Origin of the sequence: Candidatus Protochlamydia sp. R18 (genome assembly GCF_000648255.1) — a bacterium.
In the GTDB taxonomy this organism is placed as follows: Bacteria; Chlamydiota; Chlamydiia; order Chlamydiales; family Parachlamydiaceae; genus Protochlamydia; species Protochlamydia amoebophila.
Map to the genome: position 1 here is coordinate 1 of NZ_BASL01000630.1, position 2,968 is coordinate 2,968.

General features: G+C 34.1%; 1 protein-coding gene and 2 pseudogenes. 2 read left to right on the plus strand and 1 reads right to left on the minus strand.

What is annotated here, in order from left to right; genetic code table 11:
* Nucleotides 1-194: 194 nt before the first annotated feature.
* Together TY19_RS02765 and TY19_RS19500 are read left to right on the plus strand one after the other, a co-directional pair.
* Entirely contained in the window at nt 195-2,384 is a 2,190-nt protein-coding gene (locus TY19_RS02765; protein WP_042279953.1) for a BTB/POZ domain-containing protein, read from the plus strand.
* A gap of 142 nt (nt 2,385-2,526) precedes the next feature.
* Nucleotides 2,527-2,705, plus strand: a pseudogene (locus TY19_RS19500) (IS982 family transposase); the annotation flags it as partial.
* A 166-nt stretch (nt 2,706-2,871) separates the two neighbouring features.
* Here TY19_RS19500 and TY19_RS26715 read toward each other — a convergent pair.
* Nucleotides 2,872-2,968 (minus strand): annotated as a pseudogene (locus TY19_RS26715) (transposase); the annotation flags it as partial.

The window sequence follows — 2,968 nt, forward strand, 5'->3', positions numbered from 1 at the left end:
ATTGTTCATTTAAGTGATGAAATTGGAATCAATTTCTTTACTGGTATTTCTTATTTGAACAAAATCTTTTCAACTATTGATCGATAAGAGCCGTCCTCTTTTTAACTTTAATTAAATATTTAATTTTATTAAAATTGCAATATTTTTTATATATAATATAATTAAAAATTATCCAAATAATTTGGAGGGTAATTATGCATATTCATAATCCAAGTTTTAATCGGCAAACTCTCATTGCCAATGCAGATATTCACCCCTACTATCGATCGAATGTTCATTTAAAATTTTCTGAACGAATAAATTTATTATGCAAAACAATTTTTCAGGGCTTCCTAAACCTATTCTTTAATTATATCAATAGAGATCAGCTTCAGTCTCAATGGAGAGAGATTTTTTGGGGGCGAAAGGAGATTGCCACAACTCTTCCAGAATCTGGTGCATCTTTACCAAGCTGGACTCAAACTTCATGTTTTATCTTCCCTCCTTCCACAAGGATCCGCACCCAAGAAATTATTGATTATCCTAGGGATAAAAACAAACCCTTAGTAAATTCTTTAGCTTCCATAACAAACTTAAACACTTTAAACAACACTTCCCCAAAGGAAATTGAGGCATCCACAATTCAAACTTCCAATTGTTTGCCTTTCTCCCAAGAAGAATTTAAACTGAGATTTCAAGATGAAACATCTCTAATCATCCCTAGTTCTCAACTATCTTTGCTAATGGAAAAATCTCCTTATTTTAAGAGTTTTTGGTCGGGAAATTTTCAAGAAACTCTTCAAGATCCTCTCACTTTGACAAAAAAAGAATTTACTCATCTGGTTAACTGCCTGATGGATGCTAATTTTAAAGCTCCTATGGAAGACATTCCTTCTTTTATTCAACTAGCCGATTATTATCAACTAACAGAAGTTGTGAAAAATTTAGAAGAACAGTTGATTGATGGGTATAAATTACAGAGATTGGAGCTGTTTAATTCCAACGAAGATAGCCTAGTAGAATTAAAAGAACTTTTAAATTTCGCGCAGCAATATCAATTAAAAATTTTAAAAAGTTATTTAGAGTTTACAGTTGTGAGCTCATTATTAAACAAAGCTTTTCTATTATCGGAATTTGAAAAAATTTTAAAGCACTTCTCAAATGAGATAGAAGAACTCAATCTTTCAGAATATGCTTATTTTTTGGCTGACTCTCATCTCTTAGCATTAAAAAATTGTAAAAATTTAAAAGTGCTTCATCTCAAAGCATACAACAATCTCACTGTAGCTGGATTAGTGCATTTGGCATCCTTAACAGCTTTACAGCATTTGAATTTAAATTCGAGTCTGCGCCTGCTCAATCTCACTGACGCTGGATTAGCGCGTTTGACTCCCTTAATCGCTTTACAGCATCTAGATTTAAGCGATTGTGAGAATCTCACTGATCCAGGATTAGCCCATTTGACACCCTTAATCGCTTTACAGCATTTAAGCTTGAACAATTGTAAAAAGCTCACTGACGCTGGATTAGCGCATTTGACTCCCTTAATCGCTTTACAGCATCTAGATTTAAGCGATTGTGAGAATCTCACTGATCCAGGATTAGCCCATTTGACACCCTTAATCGCTTTACAGCATTTAAGCTTGAACAATTGTAAAAAGCTCACTGACGCTGGATTAGCACATTTAACTCCCTTGGTGGCTTTACAGCATTTGAGTTTGAGTTGGTGTCTTAATCTCACTGACGATGGATTAGCGCATTTGACTTCCTTAGTCGCTTTACAGCATTTGAGTTTGAATTGGTGTCCTAATCTTACTGGCGATGGATTAGCGCATTTGACTTCCTTAGTCGCTTTACAGCATTTGAGTTTGAGTTGGTGTCTTAATCTCACTGACGATGGATTAGCGCATTTGACTTCCTTAGTCGCTTTACAGCATTTGAGTTTGAATTGGTGTCCTAATCTTACTGACGATGGATTAGCACATTTAGCCCCCTTAGTGGCTTTAACGCATTTGGATCTGAGTCAATGCGTTAATCTCACTGACGATGGATTAGCACATTTAGCCCCCTTAGTGGCTTTACAGCATTTAGATTTATCTAGTTGCCATAATCTCACTGATGCTGGATTAGCGCATTTGGCACTCTTAGTAAATTTACAGCATTTAAACTTGAGCTATTGTAGAAAGCTTACTGACGTTGGATTAGTACATTTAACCCCCTTAGTGGCTTTACAACATTTGAATCTGAGTGAATGCGTTAATCTCACTGACGCTGGATTAGCACATTTAATCCCCTTAGTGGCTGCTTTACAACATTTGAATCTGAGTGGATGCGTTAATCTCACTGACGCTGGATTAGCGCATTTTAAATTCCTAGTAGATAAATCACATTTAGGTTTACGTTAGTACAAAAACTCTTAATGCTGCTAAATACAGAAATATTATCCAATCAGAAAAAGCTAATAAAATTTAAATAACAAAAAATCTTTGCATGATTTAAAACATTTATTTTCCACAACCCATGTTTGGCATGACATGAGAGATCAAAATGGATTTAATCAACTTATATTGTCGTGTAGATAATTTTTGAAAGTCCTTTGAGAAAAAATGGGATAACACCTAATTGATCATAGCAAGACAAAGCGAAGGCCCTAATTTAAATGATCAATTCCAGAGAGGATGACAATTGTTATTTTATTTCATCAATCGAATGATCGAATATTTAGATAGTGTAGTCACGAGACTTCTGCCCTGCCCATATATAGCAATACATCTATATTTAATTGAATTTAATTGTGCACTTATATGCATATTTGACAAAAGGAATAATCAATGGCTTTTGCAAGATTTGACAATTTGTTTAAATTTAACTGAACTAATTGTTTAAAATTTGCCCAGAAAACTTCAATTGGATTTAAATCAGGTGAATAGGAGGGAAGAAATAAAATTTTACATCCGGCTTGTTCAAGTAGATATTTGGTTTTTTTAGA

Bases quoted from the DNA above. Each gene is read 5' to 3' on its own strand.
- TY19_RS02765 (WP_042279953.1), top strand. From the start codon at position 195: ATGCATATTCATAATCCAAGTTTTAATCGGCAAACTCTCATTGCCAAT.